Source organism: Trinickia symbiotica, from assembly GCF_003028655.1.
GTDB lineage: Bacteria > Pseudomonadota > Gammaproteobacteria > Burkholderiales > Burkholderiaceae > Trinickia > Trinickia symbiotica_A.
The window spans coordinates 78,672-95,323 of record NZ_PYUC01000015.1 but is presented as its reverse complement, the minus strand read 5'-3'; the positions used below and the strand labels follow the sequence as shown (position 1 = coordinate 95,323).

Genomic DNA, 16,652 nt, shown 5'->3' with positions numbered 1-16,652 from the left:
CCGGCGATTGCCGGTTTCTTCAGCTACCCTTTATAGAGAGCGGATCATGTCACCAATCGATATGCTGCGAAGACTTTCTATCTTGATGCTATTGAGCGTGCTGGCCGGTGGTGTTGGTGCGGCCACGCTTCAATCGGTTGCGCCTGTCCAACTGCCGCATCGCGGCAGCGGGGTCGATGGCCCGTACTTCCCGCGAACGCGGGTTACGGCGACGATGCCGACGACGGGCAACGATCTGGCCCAACAGGCGCAGCAGCGGCTCGACGCACGCCTTGGCGCTAACACGGTGCTCAGCAATGGCGCTGCGATAACCAAGACGCAAGCCCAAGCGAATGGGCTCGGCTATATCGCCAAGCACTTCGACCAGATCGACACGACGCACAGCGGGCGCGTCACGATGAGCGACGTCAGGCAGTACCTGCAGCAGCGTCAACGGCAATAGAGACGCGTCGACACCCATCATGGGAGCGTCATGCTGCCCGCACGCGGTTTTCTCGCGCGGGCAGTTTTTCTTTGCGCTGCGGGCGGAAACGGGGAACAATGAGAAAATGACCCGGGGCGCAAACGCGCCGCCCGGCCGTTAGCCGGTATCGATAACGACGCTCACCACATGGGGATCGCAATGCGTCTTTTGCTCGCTTTGGTTTTGCCGTGGTTCCAGTTTTTCACGATCGGCCGTCCGTTCGCTGGAATCATCTGTCTCCTGCTCCAACTCACGGTTATTGGTTGGGTGCCCGCCGCTATCTGGTCCGTTTATGCGTTGAGCCAATACAAGACGGACAAGAAGATCGAGCGCGCGTTGGGGAGCCGCGGCTGAGACGCTCCCAACGATCGAGGTGCCCCTTCCGGTCCAACAATGAAGCCATAGACATCCGTGTCGACACCTATGTTTCCGAAACGTCTCGCGGCAAAGATCGCGATGCCGGTGAGTATGTCGGGAGGAGCTATCCTCGTCTTGTGCGCGAGCTTCTCCACAACGTATGCGCATGCTGGCAGTTCATTGGACTGTCAAAAACTCAACGCGGCGACGAGCGGCCCGGACAACAATTTCAGACCGCCGGCTTCAGCGACGGTCACGGGATCGGGGCGTGCCTATTTCTATTCGGCTCCCGCCCCTCAATGCCTGACCAAGCGAACCTTTATCGTTCCCGGCGACGTCGTGGCGGTCTATAAGCCATACAAGACGTGGTACCAAGTGATGTATGTGAACAAGTCCGGTGAGGATTTCCAAGGGTGGGTCGAGGAAGGTCGTCTACGCTTGGACGGCCAATTGGGCGGCGGCGATCAGTAGTCGGACGCGCTTCATGCTTCGTCGCGGGGCCAGCCATCTGATCACCCGATCCGCGCCACGAACTCCCGGTCGATGTTGTCGATCCGCGCGCATCCGATCAACGCGAGATCCACGTCGATCTCCCGCCGCAGCAGTCGCAGCGCATGCCGGACGCCAGCCTCGCCGCCCACCGCGAGCCCATACATAGCGGGCCGGCCGACGAGAACGAACCGCGCACCCAGTGCGAGTGCTTTCAGCACGTCGGTGCCGCGGCGCACCCCGCCATCGAGAATGACGGCCATGTCGCCCGCGACCGCGGCGATCTCGGGCAGCGCGTCGAGCGTGGCGACGGCACCGTCGAGTTGCCGGCCGCCATGGTTCGACACGATCACCCCATCGGCGCCGGCCTCTTTCGCGCGCCGTGCATCACCCGGATGAAGGATGCCTTTGATCAGCAGCTTGCCCTTCCACTGCGTCCGTAACCAGTCGATATCGCTCCAGTTGAGCGCCGCGCGTCCGCTGCGGTGATCGCCGGTGGCCCCAGTGACGATAGGCCCGCCGCGCGTTGCGGTGAAATTCTCGAAGTGCGGGATGCCCCGTGTGGCCAGCGTTCGCGCGAACGTGGACCACATCCAGCGCGGCCTGGCGAGCCCGCCGAGCACGAGCCGAGTGCTCAAGCGCAGCGGCACGCTGAAGCCGTTGCGCAGTTCGTTTTCTCGTAGGGAAGCGAGCGGGACATCGACAGTCACCACCAGTACGCGGAAGCCCGCGGCTTCGACGCGCACGAGTAGAGCGGCGATCGCGGCGCGATCGGCGCTCAAGTAGGCCTGATACCAGCTGCCGGGCGCGGCTTTCGAGATCGCTTCGAGCGGCACCGTCGACGCCGCGCTCAGCACGAACGGCACGCGCTCGCTGTGCGCGACACGGGCGAGTTGGAGGTCGCCGTCATGCGCGCACAGTCCGGCAAGCCCCATTGGCGCAATGCCGATCGGCGATGCATAGCGCGCGCCCAGCAGTTCGACCTCCTGCGAGCGCTCGGCAACGCCGGTCAACATCCGTGGCACGAGCGCCCAACGAGAGAATGCGGCCCGGTTGCCCGCGAGTGCGCATTGGTCCTCCGCTGCGCCGCTCACGTATCCATAGATGCTGGCCGGCAGCCGCCGACGCGCGCTGCGCTCGAGATCGGCGATGGACAGGTGACGCGCGAGTTTCATCGAGCGTTTGCCTCCGCTCCGGCATCGATGACTAAATTTGGCGTAAGGACGTGGGGTTCGGTGCGCAAGACGAGCACAGACGCTGTCCGCGCAGCGCGTGCGCGCTCGAAGGCCGAAGGAAAATCTTCAGTGCGCTCCACTTGCTCGGCATAGGCGCCATACGCGCGCGCGAGCCCGACGAAGTCGGGGCTTTTGAGTTCGGTGCCGATCACGCGCCCCGGGTAGTGGCGGTGCTGATGCATGCGGATGCTGCCGTACATGCCGTTATCCACGACGATCACGATGACGAGCGCGCCGTATTGCACCGCCGTCGCGAGTTCTTGACCCGTCATCAGGAAGCAGCCGTCGCCCGCGAAGCAGACCGCCGGCCGCGTCGGTTCGTGCAACGCTGCCGCGATCGCGGCGGGCAATCCATAGCCCATCGCCCCGCTCGTCGGGGCAAGTTGCGTACGCCAGCCGCGATAGCGAAAGAAGCGTTGCACCCACAACGTATAGTTGCCGGCGCCATTGCTGACGATCGCGTTCCCAGGCAGGGCCTCGTCGACGTGCGCCACGATCGCCGCAAGATCGATTGCCCCCTTGCTTGCGGGCGGCGTTCGCCGAGCTTCGTAGTCGGCGTGCGCGGCGCGAGTCCATTCGCTCCACCTCGATTGGGCGGGCGAGGGCAATCGCGACAGCGCTTGCGCGAACTCGGCCATGCCGGCATTGATCGCGAGGTGCGGACGGTAGACTCGGCCGAGTTCACCGGCGTCGCGATGGACATGGACGAGCTTTGTCGCGGGTACCGGAACGGAAAAGAGTTCATAGCCGCGTGTGCTCGTCTCGCCGAGGCGCGGTCCAATCGCAAGAACGAGATCCGCTGCGCGCAGCCGCTCGGCGAGGGCTGGATCCATTCCGAGTCCGGCTTCGCCCGCATAGTGCGGATCGCGATTGTCGAAGAGGTCTTGCCGCCGGAACGCGCAAACGACGGGCAAATCGAAGCGCGTGACGAACGCCTGCAAGTCGGCGCACGCGGCGGGAGTCCATGCGCCGCCGCCGAGCAGGACGGCCGGCCGCTGCGCCTCGTCGAGCAGCGTTCGCAGTTCGTCGATCTGCGCCCTGGCCGGCTCCATGACGATCGAATGAGAGGGCAGTAGCGGCGGCACGTTCTCAGCGGGAACGAGTTCGACGAGCATATCCTCGGGCAGCGCGATGACGACCGGGCCAGGTCGTCCCGACGTCGCCACATGGAATGCGCGGCTCACGATCTCGGGAATTCGCGCGGCGGACTCGATCTGCGTGACCCACTTTGCGACGTGGCCGTACATCTGGCGGTAATCGATCTCCTGCCACGCTTCGCGCTCGAGCGCATCGCGCGACACTTGACCGACGAAAACGATCATCGGCGTCGAGTCCTGCCGTGCCGTGTGTACGCCGATGCACGCGTTCGATGCGCCGGGGCCACGCGTGACGAAGCAGACTCCAGGGCGATTCGTGAGCTTGCCGTGTGCTTCGGCCATGTTCGCGGCACCGCTCTCATGTCGGCAGACCACGAGGCGAATTTCATCACGCACATCGTAAAGTGCGTCGAGCACCGCAAGAAAGCTCTCGCCGGGCACCGTGAAGACGGTATCGGTCCGTTGCGCGCGCAACGAGCCTACGAGCAGGCGCGCTCCTGAAAGAGAGCCGGTTTCGCTTGTCATTCTTGATCTTCCACTTGCCTTGCGATTTCCAGATTGCCGCGCGTTTCGGGCACGATACAGGCGCCGAGCAGAAACAGCGCCGAAATGACGAAGAGGAACCATGATAGCGTCGCCGGCAATTGCTGCACGTCGCGGGCGAACAGTGAAACGACCGTGGGCATCATGCCGCCGATCGCGAAGCCGATGTTCCAGGAGAGACCGGTGCCGCTCGCGCGAATGGCTGTCGGGAAGCGTTCGTTGAGGAAGATCAAGAGCGGAGCGTAGGTCGCGCCGCCGAGAATCGCGAGTACCAGAGAGTAGGCTGCGAGCACGGGTACGCTCGTGGTTCGAGTCATCAGTAGATAGAGCACGGGCAAGAGCAGAAGGCGCAGCACCCCCGAGCCGATAAAGACGGTTTTGCGGCCCACACGCTCGGACAGCGCGCCGATGGCGATCGCGGCGACCATCGAAAGCAACCCCGTGATCATCAAGATCGTCGAGGCAGTGCTGTTCGGCAGATGCTTGATTACCTTGAAGAAGGTCGGCATATAGCCGGAGCAGAGGTAGTAGCCCGCGCCGCTCGTGCCGGTGAGGATCAGGTTGACGAGCATCACGCGGCGATGCGGCGGAGAAAACAGGACGCTCAGCGGCGACTTCTGCGTGAAGCCTGCCGCGCGTCGGGCGGTACGCCGCGCCTGTTGCGCTTTCCAGAACGGAGACTCTTCGAGCTTCGTGAACAGCAGCGCGCCGATCAGCGAGGTCAGCAGTCCGGCGAAGAACATCGTGCGCCAGCCCCACACCTCGAACTGCGGGCCGGGAAAGAGTTCCGACGCGACATAGAACACGAACGACGCGATGAGCCCGCCGATACCGGCGCCGCCGCCGCCGATCAATCCCGACACCGCGCCGCGCCAGTGCTGCGGCACCGACTCGGTGCCGATTGTGTGCGAAGAGGCGACCACGCCGCCGACGAACACCCCTTGCACGAGTCGCAACAGCACGAAGATGACCGGCGCGAAGATCCCGACCTGGTGGACCGTCGGCAATGTCCCGAACAGCGCGGTGCTGACGCCGACGCCGAGCACGGCGATTTTCATCGCGCGCTTGCGGCCGTGACGATCCGCGTACGATCCGAACAGCGCGGACCCGAGCGGGCGCATCAGCAAGGTGACCGCGAACGAGGCATAGACGGCTGCCAGCGAGAGTGTCGGGTGACCCGACGGAAAGAACAGCTTGCCGACTACAGGGGCGACGTAGAGCAGGACGAAGAGGTCGAAGAGGTCCAGCGCCCAACCGAAACAGGACGACGCCGCCGCGATGATGATGCTGCGATTGCTCGGAGTCGTGGTGCTGCTAACGCCGCCAACGGTCGTATTCATCTGCTTGTGCTCCGTGAAGGGTCGCCAACGGTTGCTTCATAGGGGATGGCCAGAGGAGTGCGTTCGCGGAATCGCGCCGCGCAGATAGCCGCGCAGCATCCACTGCGACGGCCGACCGCGAGTCGCTTACGAGCACTCACGACTCGGGCTCTTCGTCGCCGCCATTGCGAAACGCGTCGGCAAGGCCGCTCCATCGCTGCGGGATCTCGCCATGCTCGACGCCGAAGAGATCGAGAATGCGCCCGACCGTGTGGTCGACGACGTCCTCGATCGTTTTCGGATGCGCATAGAAGGCAGGTACTGGCGGCATGGCGATCGCACCCATTTCGGTCGCAAGCGTCAGGTTGCGAAGATGCGCAAGATTGAGCGGCGTTTCGCGGACGACGAGCACGAGGCGCCGCCGCTCCTTGAGCGTCACATCGGCCGCGCGCGTGAGCAGATTGTCGGCGAAGCCATGCGCGACCGCCGCGAGCGTCTTCATCGAGCAGGGAGCGATCACCATGCCGGCGGTGACGAACGATCCGCTCGCGATCGACGCGCCGATGTCGCGCACGTTGTGTACGACATCGGCAAGACGGTCAAGATCGGCGCGGCCGACGCCGAGTTCCTGGGCGGCCGTCACGGCGCCGGACGGCGAAACCACGAGATGCGTCTCGTGCGTGCCGAGGCGCCGCAGCGCCGCGAGCAAGCGCACGCCGATCATCGCACCGCTGGCGCCGGTGATGCCGACGACGAGGCGCGGCCTAGCCATTGGAACGGCGCATGTAGGTGCCGAACGCGGCGTTGTCGGGCGCGACGAGCGCCGCGAGGTCCGCGGTCTCGAAGCCTGGAATGCGCACGCGCGTGAAGACGTGTCCGGAATAGACCAACGGGCGCGTCGCGTCGAGGCCCATCTTCGCGCTGATGCCCTGCATGTGCGGCGGCGCATCGTCGGGCAGGCCGACCGTCGTCGAAGGATCGAGCACGGACCCTTGCGCGCCCTCGATGACGACGAGATCGCGATCGGCCTGGAAGCGCGTGGCGATCGCCCATTCGACTTCGGCCGGATCATGGACGTCGACATCGGTATCGACGACGACGACCTGCTTGATGTCATAGTGCGCGCCGAATGCGCAGAGGATCACGTTCTTGGCTTCCCCTTCGCGCTTCTTGTCGAGCTGGACCCAGAGGTGATAGCGGCAAACGCCGCCGACGGACAACTCCACGTCCTTCACGTTCGGATGGCTGCGTTGGAGATGAGCGAGCAGCGTCGCTTCGCGCGGGATCGCGCCGAGCAGCAAATGCTCCATCTCGGCGGGTACGATCGTGTGATAGATCGGATGGCGACGATGCGTGAGCGCGCGGACTTCAATGACTTCGCGCGCCTCACGCGCGCTGTAGTACTTCGGAAACTCGCCGAACGGTCCTTCCATTTCACGCGCGCCCGGCAGGATGCGCCCCTCGATGACGATCTCCGCATTGGCCGGCACACGCACTTCGCTCGTCTTGCATTTGACGACGGGCAGGGGGGCGCCGTGCAGTGCGCCCGCGATTTCGAGCTCGTCATGATCGATCGGCGTAATGGCTTGCGACGCAAGCAGCGTGAGCGGATCGACGCCGATCGCGATGGCGACGTCCAGCGGTTCGCCATTGGCTTCGGCGGCGCTGTAAAACTCATGGAGATGCCGCGGCAGCATCAGGATCCCCATTCGGTCGGGGCCGTGGACCTGGATGCGATTGATCGAGACGTTCTGGATGCCGGTGCGCGGGTTGCGCGCGATGACGAGGCCCGCCGTAATGTACGGACCGTTATCGTGCTCGCTGTGCGTCGGTATCGGCAGCAGCGCGTAGAGATCGATGCCCGCGGTGTGCACGATCTGTTGGCACGCGGCTTCGTCCTGGCCGACTTCACGCCAAGGCAACGGATGCACGGCGGCATCGGAAAAGCGCCGCAGCAGGGCGTCTTCGCTGACTCCCATCGCCTCGGCGATCCACGCGCGGCGTGACATGAAGCCGCTGACCACGGCGATCGAATGGCTGCCGGGGCGCATGAAGCAGGCGGCCTGTCGCCCATCGAGACGCTTGGCGACAGCGGCGAGCTCATGCTTCAGATCGACTGTGCGCTTGATGGTGGCGAGCCGACCTGTCCGGTCCAGATGCGCGAGCCAGTCGCGCAGCGTACCTCCGGGCGCCGCTCCGCCTTCGCGGACTCCGGCGCTTGCGGACGCCGTCAACTCTCTTGAATTCATTGAAGGGGATCCTTTCTGGCCATGGCCGCCGATCGTCGTGAACGGCCGTCGCGGGGCAAGTCAATCGGCATTTGACGCAGCATAGCGAGTCGGACCTATAACGGCTAATATTGTTTTCTGATCGATCAAATCAGTCAGCGTGATATCCGTGTTGTCACTGATGTCGGCGCACTGGCTCGTGGCAGAGATGCAGGCACTTGACGAGCATTGAACTCGTTGAAATGGATTGATGACCGGGCGATCGTACGATCAGCGACGATGATGACGAAGGCGGCACTTTCCGCCCACGGCGAAACGACATGGACCTCAAGCAAATCCAATACTTCATTGCGCTTTTCGAAGACGGCTCGGTCACGCGCGCCGCCAAGCGGCTCAACATCGTTCAGCCCGCCCTCAGCATGCAGATCGCCAAGCTCGAGGACGAACTCCACCAGACGTTGTTCGAGCGCGGAGCGCATGGCATGACGCCGACTGCCGCGGGCCGGCTCATGTATCGACTGTTTCTGCCGATCATGCGCGACCTTCAGCACGCGCGCATGCAGCTGATGCAGCGCGACGAGATCGTGACGGGGCACGTATCGCTGGGACTCATCGCATCCGTTACCGAGACGGTGTTGGCCGATGCGCTCTCGCGGTTTCACGCGCAGTATCCGCACGTCGAAGTGACGGTTGCCGACGGCTATAGCACGACGTTCATCGATCTCGTCACGGGCGGCCAGCTCGACGCCGCGCTCATCAATCGACCCCGTGCGCGCCTGTCGCTCGACTCCGAGCCGCTTCTCGACGAAGAAATGGTGCTCGCAACCGGCGTCGCCGCCGGTCCGACGCTGCCTTCTGTCATCGAGTTCGGTCAGCTGCAGGACCTCGATCTCGTGCTGCCCACGAAGCGTCACGGATTGCGCGGCGTGCTCGACGCGGCGGCACAGTCCGCCGATGTGCTGCTCGCGCCGCGCTTCGAGATCGACGTCCTCAGCGCGATCGTCAAGCTCGTCGAGACCACGCGCTTCGCGACGATCTTGCCGCGCATCGTCGTCGAGCGAGCGGTTCAGCGAGGCACGATGCGGGCCCACCCGATCCTCGCGCCGCGCATCGTGCGCCATATCGTGCGCATCAGTCATCCGCGGCGCCCGCCCGGTGCGGCGACGGACGCATTGATCGCGATCATCGCCGATGAACTGCGCCAGGTATCGAGCACGGATACGCGCTAATACATTGCGGCTTCGCGCTCGGCCGTCTGAAACACGGCGACGGCGGCGATCAGCTGTTGCGTCTGATCGGCCATGAGGCTGGCGGCGGCCGATGCCTGCTCCACGAGCGCCGCATTCTGCTGCGTCACCTCGTCGATTTGCGCGATCGCGCGATTGACCTGCTCAATCCCCGTGCTCTGTTCCGTCGAGGCCGCGGCGATCTCGCCGATGATCCTTCTGACGCGCTCGATCGCTTCGACGATCTCGCGCATCGCGCCGCCTGCTTGCTCCACGAGTGCCGAGCCGTCCTGAACGCGCGTGGTCGATTCGACGATGAGCTCCTTGATTTCCTTCGCCGCGGCAGCGCTGCGCTGGGCGAGCGTGCGCACTTCGCCGGCCACGACCGCGAATCCGCGGCCTTGCTCGCCGGCGCGGGCCGCTTCTACGGCCGCGTTCAACGCAAGGATGTTCGTCTGAAACGCGATCCCGTCGATGACGCCGATGATGTCGCCGATCTTGCTCGAGCTCGATGAAATGCCTTGCATCGTATCGATGACACGGCCGACGACGTCGCCGCCTCGCGCCGCAATCTCGGACGCGTTCGTCGCGAGGCCGTTCGCGTGTCCCGCGCTTTCCGCATTCTGTTTGACCGTGGCGGTCAGTTGTTCGATCGACGCCGCCGTTTGCTCGAGCGACGCAGCCTGTTCTTCCGTGCGCGCCGAAAGATCGGTATTGCCCGCGGCGATCTGCTGCGCGGCGGTCGTGAGATTTTCGGCGCTACCGCGTATGCGGCCGACGATCGACGACAGATTGCGCTGCATGCGAGCCATGGCGGCGAGCAGGCTGCGATCGTCCGTCGCGCGCGCGGCGACGGAAACCGTCAAGTCGCCATCGGCGACACGGCTCGCGATCTGAGCGGCGTAGTCGGGCTCGCCGCCCAGCTGACGCCGGATGCCGCGCGTGATGCGGGTGGTCACCAGCGTGACGGCCCCGCCGATGATGAGCATGAGCACGAGCGCGCGCAGCAGGATGCCGCGAAACGTCGCGTCGATATCGTCGCTATAGACGCCGGTGATCATGTTCCAGTCCCACGGATCGAACCGGCGAACGTAGCTCAGCTTCGGCGTCGGCTTTCCCGTTTCGGGCTTCACGTAGACGTAGTTGACGAAGCCTCCGCCCTTCGACGCCGCATCGATGATCTCGCGGATGTAGAGCTTGCCCGTCCCATCCCTCGCGTCGAGCGTCATTTTGCCGATCTGTGAGGGCACGGCCGGATGCATGAGCACGATGCCTGCCGAATTGTCGACGAGGACGTAGCCGTTGCTGCCGTATCTCATCTCCTTGATTCGCGCCAACGCTTCGCGCTTGGCCTGCTCGGGCGGCAGCGTTCCGTTCTGCGCCTGCTGGTAGTAGGCATTGGCGACGTTGGTGGCGATGTCGATTACGCCCTTCAGCGAGGCTTCCCGTTCCGCGATCATCAGCGAGCGAGCTTTGAAGGCGTCGAATACACCAAGCGACAACAGGCCCAGCCAGACGGCGATGGTCACGATCCAGAGGCGCTGACTCAGCGATAGTTTTGTCATCTGTCGATACGGCGGCGTGCGCATGCGCGCCAGGATGGTTGCAATCACCGTTCATCTACGGCGTGCGGGGGCGATAACTTTATGCAGGGAGGGGCGTCATCAGCGTAAATTATTCGTCTTATCAATAAAGCTGATCGAATGTGCTTCTCCAACGCGATTGGCTCATCAGCGCCCAAAGAAGTCTGACTGTTCAGCCAAGACGAATAGTCAAGAATCAAAGAGGAATCGGCTTGTGCCGGCCATGTCCGCTGTCCTATCCTGACGCGTTGGCGACCGGAGGGCTAGCATATGGACCGCATTCAGGCAATGGAGGTTTTTACCCGCGTGGTGGACGCGAACAGCTTCACGCGGGCCGCTGAGACGCTCAGCATGCCGCGGGCGACGGTGACGACGACGATCCAGAGCCTCGAGGCGTTGCTGGGCGTGCGACTGATGCACCGGACGACGCGGCGGCTCTCGCTGACGCCCGACGGCGCGGCGTACTACGAGCACTGCATCAAGATTCTCTCCGAGATCGCGGAAGCCGACGCCAGCTTCCAGCAGGGCAACCGCAAGCCGAGCGGTTCGCTCAGGGTGCACATGCCGGGCGCCATCGGGCGCCGGCTCGTGATTCCGGCGCTCTCGATCTTCCATCAGCGGTATCCGGATATCACGCTCGATCTGGGGTTGTCGGATCGGCCCGTCGATCCGATCGAGGAAGGGGTCGACTGCATGATTCGAGTCGGCCCGCTCGAGGACTCGTCGCTGGTCGCGCGGCGGATCGGCACGTTGAAGCGCGTGACCTGCGCGTCGCCTGAGTATCTGAAGCGATACGGCGAGCCGAGGACGATCGCCGAACTCGAGGGCCATCGCGCCGTGAATTTTCGGATGAGCCATGACGGCCGTCCTCATCCGTGGGTATTCATGATCGATAGGAAGCCTGTGGAAGTCAGGGTGAAGGGCGCCCTCATGGTCAATGATTCGGACGCCTACGTCACTTGCGGCGTGGAGGGCTTCGGGCTGATTCAGCCGACGCTCTTCATGGTGTTGCCGCATCTGCTCGACGGATCGCTGCAAGAGGTGTTGCCGGATTTCAATCCGAAGCCGAAGCCGATTTCGATCGTCTATCCGCACAACCGCCATTTGTCCGCGAAAGTCCGCGTATTCGCCGAATGGGTCGCCGAGCTGTTCGAGTCGACGCCGGCGCTCGAAGGCGGCGATGACTGGCGCGGCGGCTCGCCGAGCGGCGCACGTGCCGCCGGCGGCAAGAAGCGCCCAGAGGAAAGCGGCCATGTAGCGGCCTGACGGTTGCCGTTGACGCTTTTCGGCGGTTGGCTTGGACCTGCCGACGGGCTGACCGCGCGCGGCTGGCGCAAAAAGTGCGAGCACCTTCCTGAGGGATCTCGACGCGTTGCGCCTGCCGCCGGCACGGACGCCGTTGGGGGGACGCCATCATGAAGGTATCGCTCGATAGCCCGCTTCTTACCGATCTGTACGAATTGACGATGCTGCAGGCGTACTTCGACGGCGGCATGAACGACTCGGCGAGCTTCGAGTTATTCGTCCGATCGTTGCCGCCTCAACGCAACTTCCTGGTGGCGGCGGGGCTCGAGCAGGTGCTCGACTACCTCGAGAAACTGCGGTTCACGGAAGACGACCTCACGCTGCTTGCTCGAACTGGCCGCTTCAAGCCGGGGTTCCTCCGTTCGCTCGGGTCGCTGCACTTCACGGGGGACGTCGATGCGATCCGTGAAGGGACCGTCTTCTTTCCGGACGAACCCGTCTTGCGGATCACGGCCCCGATGCGCGAGGCCCAGCTCGTCGAAAGCCGCGTGATGAACCTGATTCACTATCAGACGGTCGTGGCGAGCAAAGCCGCGCGTATCGTGCTCGCGGCGCCCGATGCGCAGCTCATCGACTTTGGGCTGCGCCGCGCGCACGGCTCGGAGGCCGCGCTGCTTTCCGCGCGCGCAAGCTACCTCGCGGGCTTCACGGGAACGGCGACGCTTGCCGCCGGCGTGCGCTTCGGAATATCGGTCCACGGCACGATGGCGCATTCGTATGTGCAGGCACACGCGAACGAAACCCAGGCCTTCGAGGACTTCGCTCATTCTCAGCCGGCCAATACCACGTTGCTGATCGACACGTACGATACCGAAGCGGCCGCGCGCAAGATCGTCGACCTCGCTCGGCGCGTCGCGCGATACGGCATCGCGATCAAGGCGGTCCGGATCGACAGCGGCGATCTGGGCGAGCATGCGCGCCGCGTGCGGCGCATCCTCGACGAGGGCGGGTTGCCGTACGTCACGATTTTCGCGAGCGGCAATCTGGACGAATACCGTTTGCGCGATCTCGTCGCGGCCCATGCGCCGATCGACGGCTTCGGGGTAGGCACGCGCATGAATACGTCGGCCGATGCGCCTTACCTGGACTTCGCCTACAAGCTCGTCGAATATGCGCACCAGCCGCGGCGCAAGCGCTCCGAGGGCAAGGCGACCTGGCCCGCGCGCAAGGCCGTCTTTCGGCAGGTAGACCGGCACGGTGTGATGACTCGCGATTGCCTCGCGCTCGCGGACGAAAAGCGAGACGGCATTGCGCTGCTGGAGCCGGTCATGGTGGCGGGCGCGCGCCGCAAAGGCCTGCCGAACCTCGCGGCCAGCCGCGACCACGCGCGCCGCCAATTGATGGCACTGCCGCCCGCGTTGCAAAGCCTGGAGCCTGCCGATCCGTATCCCGTTGCGGTATCCGATGCGTTGAAGCATCTGGCGCAGCGTTTGGATGCTAGCGCTCCCGCATCAACGAAAAACCAGGAATAAACCATCGTGTCGTCCGGTACCTCCGGCGTGGCGTTCCTGCATCGTGCAGGAGCGCCACTTGCAGCCGGCGCGCACCGCATTGAGCGATCCGTGCCGGGCCTCGCCCGTATCTCGCTGGAGAAAGTCCATGAAGACTCTGACGGTGATTTCTATTGCCGCATTCGCGGCTTGTACCACGCAGGCAATGGCGGCTGGAACTGAAGACACGCCAAGCACGACATCGAGCGACGCCACGGTGATGACGCAGAACGCCGTCGGCGCGCAACCGGCAACCGGCATGGAGAGCGGTGCTCCCATGGGCAAGACGCGCGCCGAGGTGTATCAGGAACTGCTCCGCGCGCAAAAAGACGGGACGTTGGATCGCTTGAATGCGCTTTATGGGGGAGGGCAGTAAGGCATTCGTCTCGGCGAGTAGGGCGCCGGTCTTAGCGGCCGGCGCTCGCACGAGGTTTGCTTGATCGATGATGTCGCTCAAGGAGAACCTCGATGACTAAGCGGGAACAACGATGCTTCAATGTGGGGCCTGGACTTGGCGGATTGCTATCCGCGTTCGCCACGCTCGGGGCGACCGATTCGACCGCCGCGCTTCCGCAGCCCGATGCATTTCACTTGCCCTCGAACGATTGGATTCCGAACAACCCGCGTTTGCCCGTGCTCGTCTATCGACGCGCGGTGCCGATCGTCGGCTCTGATCCTGCTGCGCGCTTCGAGCAGCTGTTCAGTCAGAACGGCTGGCCGCCGCACTGGCGAGACGGTGTCTACGATTTCCATCATTTCCACCCGTCGACGCATGAAGTGCTCGGTTTCGCGCGAGGCAGGGCGCGTGTCATTCTCGGCGGCCCGCCGCCGGTCGGGCGTGAAGTCGAAGTCGAGGCGGGCGATGTCGTCGTGCTGCCCGCGGGCACGGCGCACTGCAAGATCGACGCGAGCTCCGATTTTCTCGTCGTCGGCGCATATCCACCCAATCAGGACACGGCCATCAGTCGCAAGGCGTTGAGCGAGGCAGAGCACGAGGCGATGCTAGCCGTCGACTTTCCAGAAAGCGACCCGTTGACGGGTGCGGGCGGTCCGTTGACGCGATTGTGGAAGGCGGCTTACTGAGCCGCGACGTTTCAAGCCGTCGAGCTTCCGCCGCTCGCCGAGGCATAGGTCATTCTTACCTGTGCACGAGGTTCGTTACGGGAAAACATCGATAAAGATTTCCTGACAAGCTGCCGTTATCCGGTCCATACGGGGAAAGCACAACATCCAAGCTTGACAGGGGATCGAGAGTGAGCCAACAACGCACTTCCTGGTCGCGGGCGGCCGCACCGGGTGAGGTCATCTATTCCGAAGGTTACGCCGGAGAGCCGGTCATCTATGTGATCGCGGACGGCAAGGTCGAGATCTCGACCAATTGCGACGACAAGAAGGTCGTGCTCGCCACGCTCGGCAAGGGCGAGTTTTTCGGCGAAGCCGCGTTGCTGCCGCCCGAACCGAAAGCGCATACGGCGAAGGCGTTGACGTTCTGCCAACTGACGGTGATCCAGGCCGAAATGGTCGAGCAGGAGCTCGAGCGCGCCTCGCCGCTGTTGCGGCATATCGTGCGCTCGACGATCCGCCGACTGCGAAAGCGCGACGATCTGCTCGCGACTTATACGCATGCCGATTTCCTGCCGGGCGTGCTCTCGTACGCGCATGTCCTTTCGTTGATGGCAGGGTCCGAAAACGCCGACTCGGGAGATGGCTGGGCGCGTCGCGGCCAGTCCGAGGAAGTCTCGGTGCCGCTCGTCGACGTCATCAAGAAATGCCGGGCCATCGCGGGGCATTCGCGCCCACACGTTCTGACGATGTTGAAGCGGATGGAAAAGCTCAATCTCATCACGCTGCAGTCGGGCACGACGGAGCACTTCAGCAACAACACCGCGCGCTACGCGGCGAACGACGGCGCCACGGGACGCCAGCTCGTCACATTCGACCCGGCGCGGATCACGGAGCGTGCGCAACAGGTGGCCGACGAGGATCTCGACATCGCGATCAACAGCGAGCTCGAGCTTATCGATCTGACCGATCTGGAGGCGCTGATCGGCGTCGAAAAATCCGTGATCCTCAACAAGCTCTCGCACGCCGAGATCGCCGAGGACGTGTTCGCGTTCCGCAAGACCAAGGTGCTCAACTACGTCGAAGAGAAGGGCGTCGCCTACTTCTCGCGCCGCAATCCGCGCAGGGTGACCGAGGTGAAGTCGCTCGAGGATCTTGCGTACGTCGATCAACGCACGCTCTTCGAAGCCATCAGCCAGACCGATACGTACGATCTCGCGAAGCTCTTCGCCTCGATGACGGACCAATCGGTCGTGGACCGCCTGTTGGCCGTGATGACGGAAACGCGCAGGAACGAAATTGCGTGGGTCATGCGACGCGACATCAAGGTCGACCCTGTCGAGGTGGGCGACATCGAGGTGCGCTTTCTCGAAACCGTAAAGGCGCTCAAATCGGCCCCGACGGCCGGCGCTGCCTGATTGCACGCTGCCTCACCAAAATGGAATAGATCGGCTATGGATCTGCTTACGTTATTCGGTGCCATTTTCGGTACCGCGGCAATCGCCACCGGCTTCTGGCTCGAAGGCGGCGACTTTACGTCGCTGCTGCAGGCCGAGGCGCTCGTCGTCGTGCTCGGCGGGACGCTTGGCGCCGTGATGATACAGAACACCTGGGCGCGCTTTTTTGACGGCGCGAAGCAACTCGCGCTCGCGTTTTCGAAGCCGAAGCAGGTCGACCGCGCGAATCTGGCATTGCTGCTCGAATGGGGCGATCAGGCCAAGGTCAACGGTCTGCTCGCGTTCGAATCGATCGATTCGAACGGCATCGACGCTTTCGCGAAACGCGGCCTCGACTTGCTGGCGAACGGCGTGCCGACGCCGGTTCTCGAAGATGCGTTGCGCAGGGAGCTCGACGCCTACGAGCGCAATCGCATGGCCGCGGCGAAGATCTGGCAGCAGGCCGGCGGCTATGCGCCGACGTTCGGTATCCTCGGCGCCGTGCTCGGCCTCATTCACGTGACGGGTCATATCCTCGAGCCCGCTTCGCTCGGACGCGGCATTGCCGCGGCGTTTACGGCGACGCTCTATGGTCTCGGTCTCGCGAATCTCGTGTTCTTGCCGCTTTACGGCAAGATCAAGGCGCAGGTCGATTCGGAGCTGCGTTTCCGAAGGCTCTATTTCGACGGCTTGCTCGCCATCTCGCGCAAGGAATCGCCGCAAACGATCGAAACGCGTCTCGCCGGGGATATCCGCGAACGATCGGCTGAATTGCTCGGCTGACATACTGGTGGAGCGGCTGCCGATCCCTTTCGATAC

At 63.8% G+C, this 16,652-nt stretch carries 16 protein-coding genes; 10 read left to right on the top strand and 6 right to left on the bottom strand.

What is annotated here, in order from left to right; genetic code table 11:
- The first annotated feature begins 46 nt into the window (after nt 1–46).
- From C9I57_RS25660 to C9I57_RS25650, 3 genes are all read left to right on the top strand, one after another.
- Entirely contained in the window at nt 47–442 is a 396-nt protein-coding gene (locus tag C9I57_RS25660) for a 2-oxoglutarate dehydrogenase (RefSeq protein WP_107153403.1), read from the top strand.
- Between the two features lie 180 nt (nt 443–622).
- Complete coding sequence (locus C9I57_RS25655; RefSeq protein WP_107153476.1) at nt 623–817, top strand: YqaE/Pmp3 family membrane protein; 195 nt, start codon at nt 623–625, stop codon at nt 815–817.
- Nucleotides 818–886: 69 nt separating this feature from the next.
- Nucleotides 887–1,291, top strand: a complete 405-nt coding sequence (locus C9I57_RS25650) for a hypothetical protein (RefSeq protein ID WP_107153402.1) — start codon at nt 887–889, stop codon at nt 1,289–1,291.
- Nucleotides 1,292–1,332: 41 nt separating this feature from the next.
- Here C9I57_RS25650 and C9I57_RS25645 read toward each other — a convergent pair whose 3' ends face one another.
- The 5 genes from C9I57_RS25645 to C9I57_RS25625 form a co-directional block, all read right to left on the bottom strand.
- Nucleotides 1,333–2,484: an alpha-hydroxy acid oxidase gene (locus tag C9I57_RS25645; protein ID WP_107153401.1), complete on the bottom strand. Its 1,152-nt coding sequence runs from the start codon at nt 2,482–2,484 to the stop codon at nt 1,333–1,335.
- The gene (locus C9I57_RS25640; RefSeq protein WP_107153400.1) at nt 2,481–4,166 is read right to left on the bottom strand and encodes a thiamine pyrophosphate-binding protein; all 1,686 of its coding nucleotides are present in this window, start codon (nt 4,164–4,166) and stop codon (nt 2,481–2,483) included. Before C9I57_RS25640 ends, C9I57_RS25645 begins: the two co-directional genes overlap by 4 nt.
- Nucleotides 4,163–5,524, bottom strand: coding sequence for an MFS transporter (locus C9I57_RS25635; protein WP_107153399.1), 1,362 nt, complete (start codon nt 5,522–5,524; stop codon nt 4,163–4,165). Before C9I57_RS25635 ends, C9I57_RS25640 begins: the two co-directional genes overlap by 4 nt.
- Before the next feature lie 136 nt (nt 5,525–5,660).
- Nucleotides 5,661–6,275 (bottom strand): UbiX family flavin prenyltransferase, encoded by a 615-nt coding sequence (locus C9I57_RS25630; protein ID WP_107153398.1) that lies wholly within the window; start codon nt 6,273–6,275, stop codon nt 5,661–5,663.
- The gene (locus C9I57_RS25625) at nt 6,268–7,752 is read right to left on the bottom strand and encodes a UbiD family decarboxylase (RefSeq protein ID WP_107153397.1); all 1,485 of its coding nucleotides are present in this window, start codon (nt 7,750–7,752) and stop codon (nt 6,268–6,270) included. The genes C9I57_RS25630 and C9I57_RS25625 overlap by 8 nt, the downstream gene beginning before the upstream one ends.
- Nucleotides 7,753–8,051: 299 nt before the next feature.
- On the opposite strand from C9I57_RS25625, the gene C9I57_RS25620 reads away from it, so the two are divergent.
- A complete protein-coding gene (locus C9I57_RS25620) occupies nt 8,052–8,960 on the top strand; it encodes a LysR family transcriptional regulator (RefSeq protein WP_107153396.1) in 909 nt (302 codons plus the stop codon).
- On the opposite strand, the gene C9I57_RS25615 is transcribed toward C9I57_RS25620, so the two are convergent.
- The gene (locus tag C9I57_RS25615) at nt 8,957–10,522 is read right to left on the bottom strand and encodes a methyl-accepting chemotaxis protein (protein WP_181321956.1); all 1,566 of its coding nucleotides are present in this window, start codon (nt 10,520–10,522) and stop codon (nt 8,957–8,959) included. The genes C9I57_RS25620 and C9I57_RS25615 overlap by 4 nt on opposite strands.
- A gap of 288 nt (nt 10,523–10,810) precedes the next feature.
- Here C9I57_RS25615 and C9I57_RS25610 point away from each other — a divergent pair, with 288 nt between their 5' ends.
- From C9I57_RS25610 to C9I57_RS25585, 6 genes are all read left to right on the top strand, one after another.
- The gene (locus tag C9I57_RS25610; RefSeq protein WP_219909910.1) at nt 10,811–11,806 is read left to right on the top strand and encodes a LysR family transcriptional regulator; all 996 of its coding nucleotides are present in this window, start codon (nt 10,811–10,813) and stop codon (nt 11,804–11,806) included.
- A gap of 149 nt (nt 11,807–11,955) precedes the next feature.
- Nucleotides 11,956–13,317 (top strand): nicotinate phosphoribosyltransferase, encoded by a 1,362-nt coding sequence (locus C9I57_RS25605; RefSeq protein WP_107153393.1) that lies wholly within the window; start codon nt 11,956–11,958, stop codon nt 13,315–13,317.
- A 127-nt stretch (nt 13,318–13,444) separates the two neighbouring features.
- Complete coding sequence (locus C9I57_RS32860) at nt 13,445–13,711, top strand: DUF4148 domain-containing protein (protein ID WP_107153392.1); 267 nt, start codon at nt 13,445–13,447, stop codon at nt 13,709–13,711.
- 92 nt (nt 13,712–13,803) lie between these two features.
- Nucleotides 13,804–14,418, top strand: a complete 615-nt coding sequence (locus tag C9I57_RS25595) for a cupin domain-containing protein (protein ID WP_258187816.1) — start codon at nt 13,804–13,806, stop codon at nt 14,416–14,418.
- A gap of 170 nt (nt 14,419–14,588) precedes the next feature.
- On the top strand, nt 14,589–15,815 hold the full coding sequence (locus C9I57_RS25590; protein ID WP_107153390.1) for a Crp/Fnr family transcriptional regulator: 1,227 nt from the start codon (nt 14,589–14,591) through the stop codon (nt 15,813–15,815).
- A 36-nt stretch (nt 15,816–15,851) separates the two neighbouring features.
- The gene (locus C9I57_RS25585; protein ID WP_107153389.1) at nt 15,852–16,616 is read left to right on the top strand and encodes a flagellar motor protein; all 765 of its coding nucleotides are present in this window, start codon (nt 15,852–15,854) and stop codon (nt 16,614–16,616) included.
- The last annotated feature ends 36 nt before the right edge of the window (nt 16,617–16,652 follow it).

What these genes read in the sequence shown, in the direction of transcription:
- C9I57_RS32860 (WP_107153392.1), top strand. Translation starts at nt 13,445, where the DNA reads ATGAAGACTCTGACGGTGATTTCTATTGCCGCATTCGCGGCTTGTACC.
- C9I57_RS25630 (WP_107153398.1), bottom strand. Translation starts at nt 6,275, where the DNA reads ATGGCTAGGCCGCGCCTCGTCGTCGGCATCACCGGCGCCAGCGGTGCG.
- C9I57_RS25640 (WP_107153400.1), bottom strand. Translation starts at nt 4,166, where the DNA reads ATGACAAGCGAAACCGGCTCTCTTTCAGGAGCGCGCCTGCTCGTAGGC.
- C9I57_RS25620 (WP_107153396.1), top strand. Translation starts at nt 8,052, where the DNA reads ATGGACCTCAAGCAAATCCAATACTTCATTGCGCTTTTCGAAGACGGC.
- C9I57_RS25645 (WP_107153401.1), bottom strand. Translation starts at nt 2,484, where the DNA reads ATGAAACTCGCGCGTCACCTGTCCATCGCCGATCTCGAGCGCAGCGCG.
- C9I57_RS25605 (WP_107153393.1), top strand. Translation starts at nt 11,956, where the DNA reads ATGAAGGTATCGCTCGATAGCCCGCTTCTTACCGATCTGTACGAATTG.
- C9I57_RS25610 (WP_219909910.1), top strand. Translation starts at nt 10,811, where the DNA reads ATGGACCGCATTCAGGCAATGGAGGTTTTTACCCGCGTGGTGGACGCG.
- C9I57_RS25655 (WP_107153476.1), top strand. Translation starts at nt 623, where the DNA reads ATGCGTCTTTTGCTCGCTTTGGTTTTGCCGTGGTTCCAGTTTTTCACG.
- C9I57_RS25625 (WP_107153397.1), bottom strand. Translation starts at nt 7,752, where the DNA reads ATGAATTCAAGAGAGTTGACGGCGTCCGCAAGCGCCGGAGTCCGCGAA.
- C9I57_RS25615 (WP_181321956.1), bottom strand. Translation starts at nt 10,522, where the DNA reads ATGACAAAACTATCGCTGAGTCAGCGCCTCTGGATCGTGACCATCGCC.
- C9I57_RS25585 (WP_107153389.1), top strand. Translation starts at nt 15,852, where the DNA reads ATGGATCTGCTTACGTTATTCGGTGCCATTTTCGGTACCGCGGCAATC.
- C9I57_RS25635 (WP_107153399.1), bottom strand. Translation starts at nt 5,524, where the DNA reads ATGAATACGACCGTTGGCGGCGTTAGCAGCACCACGACTCCGAGCAAT.
- C9I57_RS25595 (WP_258187816.1), top strand. Translation starts at nt 13,804, where the DNA reads ATGACTAAGCGGGAACAACGATGCTTCAATGTGGGGCCTGGACTTGGC.
- C9I57_RS25660 (WP_107153403.1), top strand. Translation starts at nt 47, where the DNA reads ATGTCACCAATCGATATGCTGCGAAGACTTTCTATCTTGATGCTATTG.
- C9I57_RS25650 (WP_107153402.1), top strand. Translation starts at nt 887, where the DNA reads ATGTTTCCGAAACGTCTCGCGGCAAAGATCGCGATGCCGGTGAGTATG.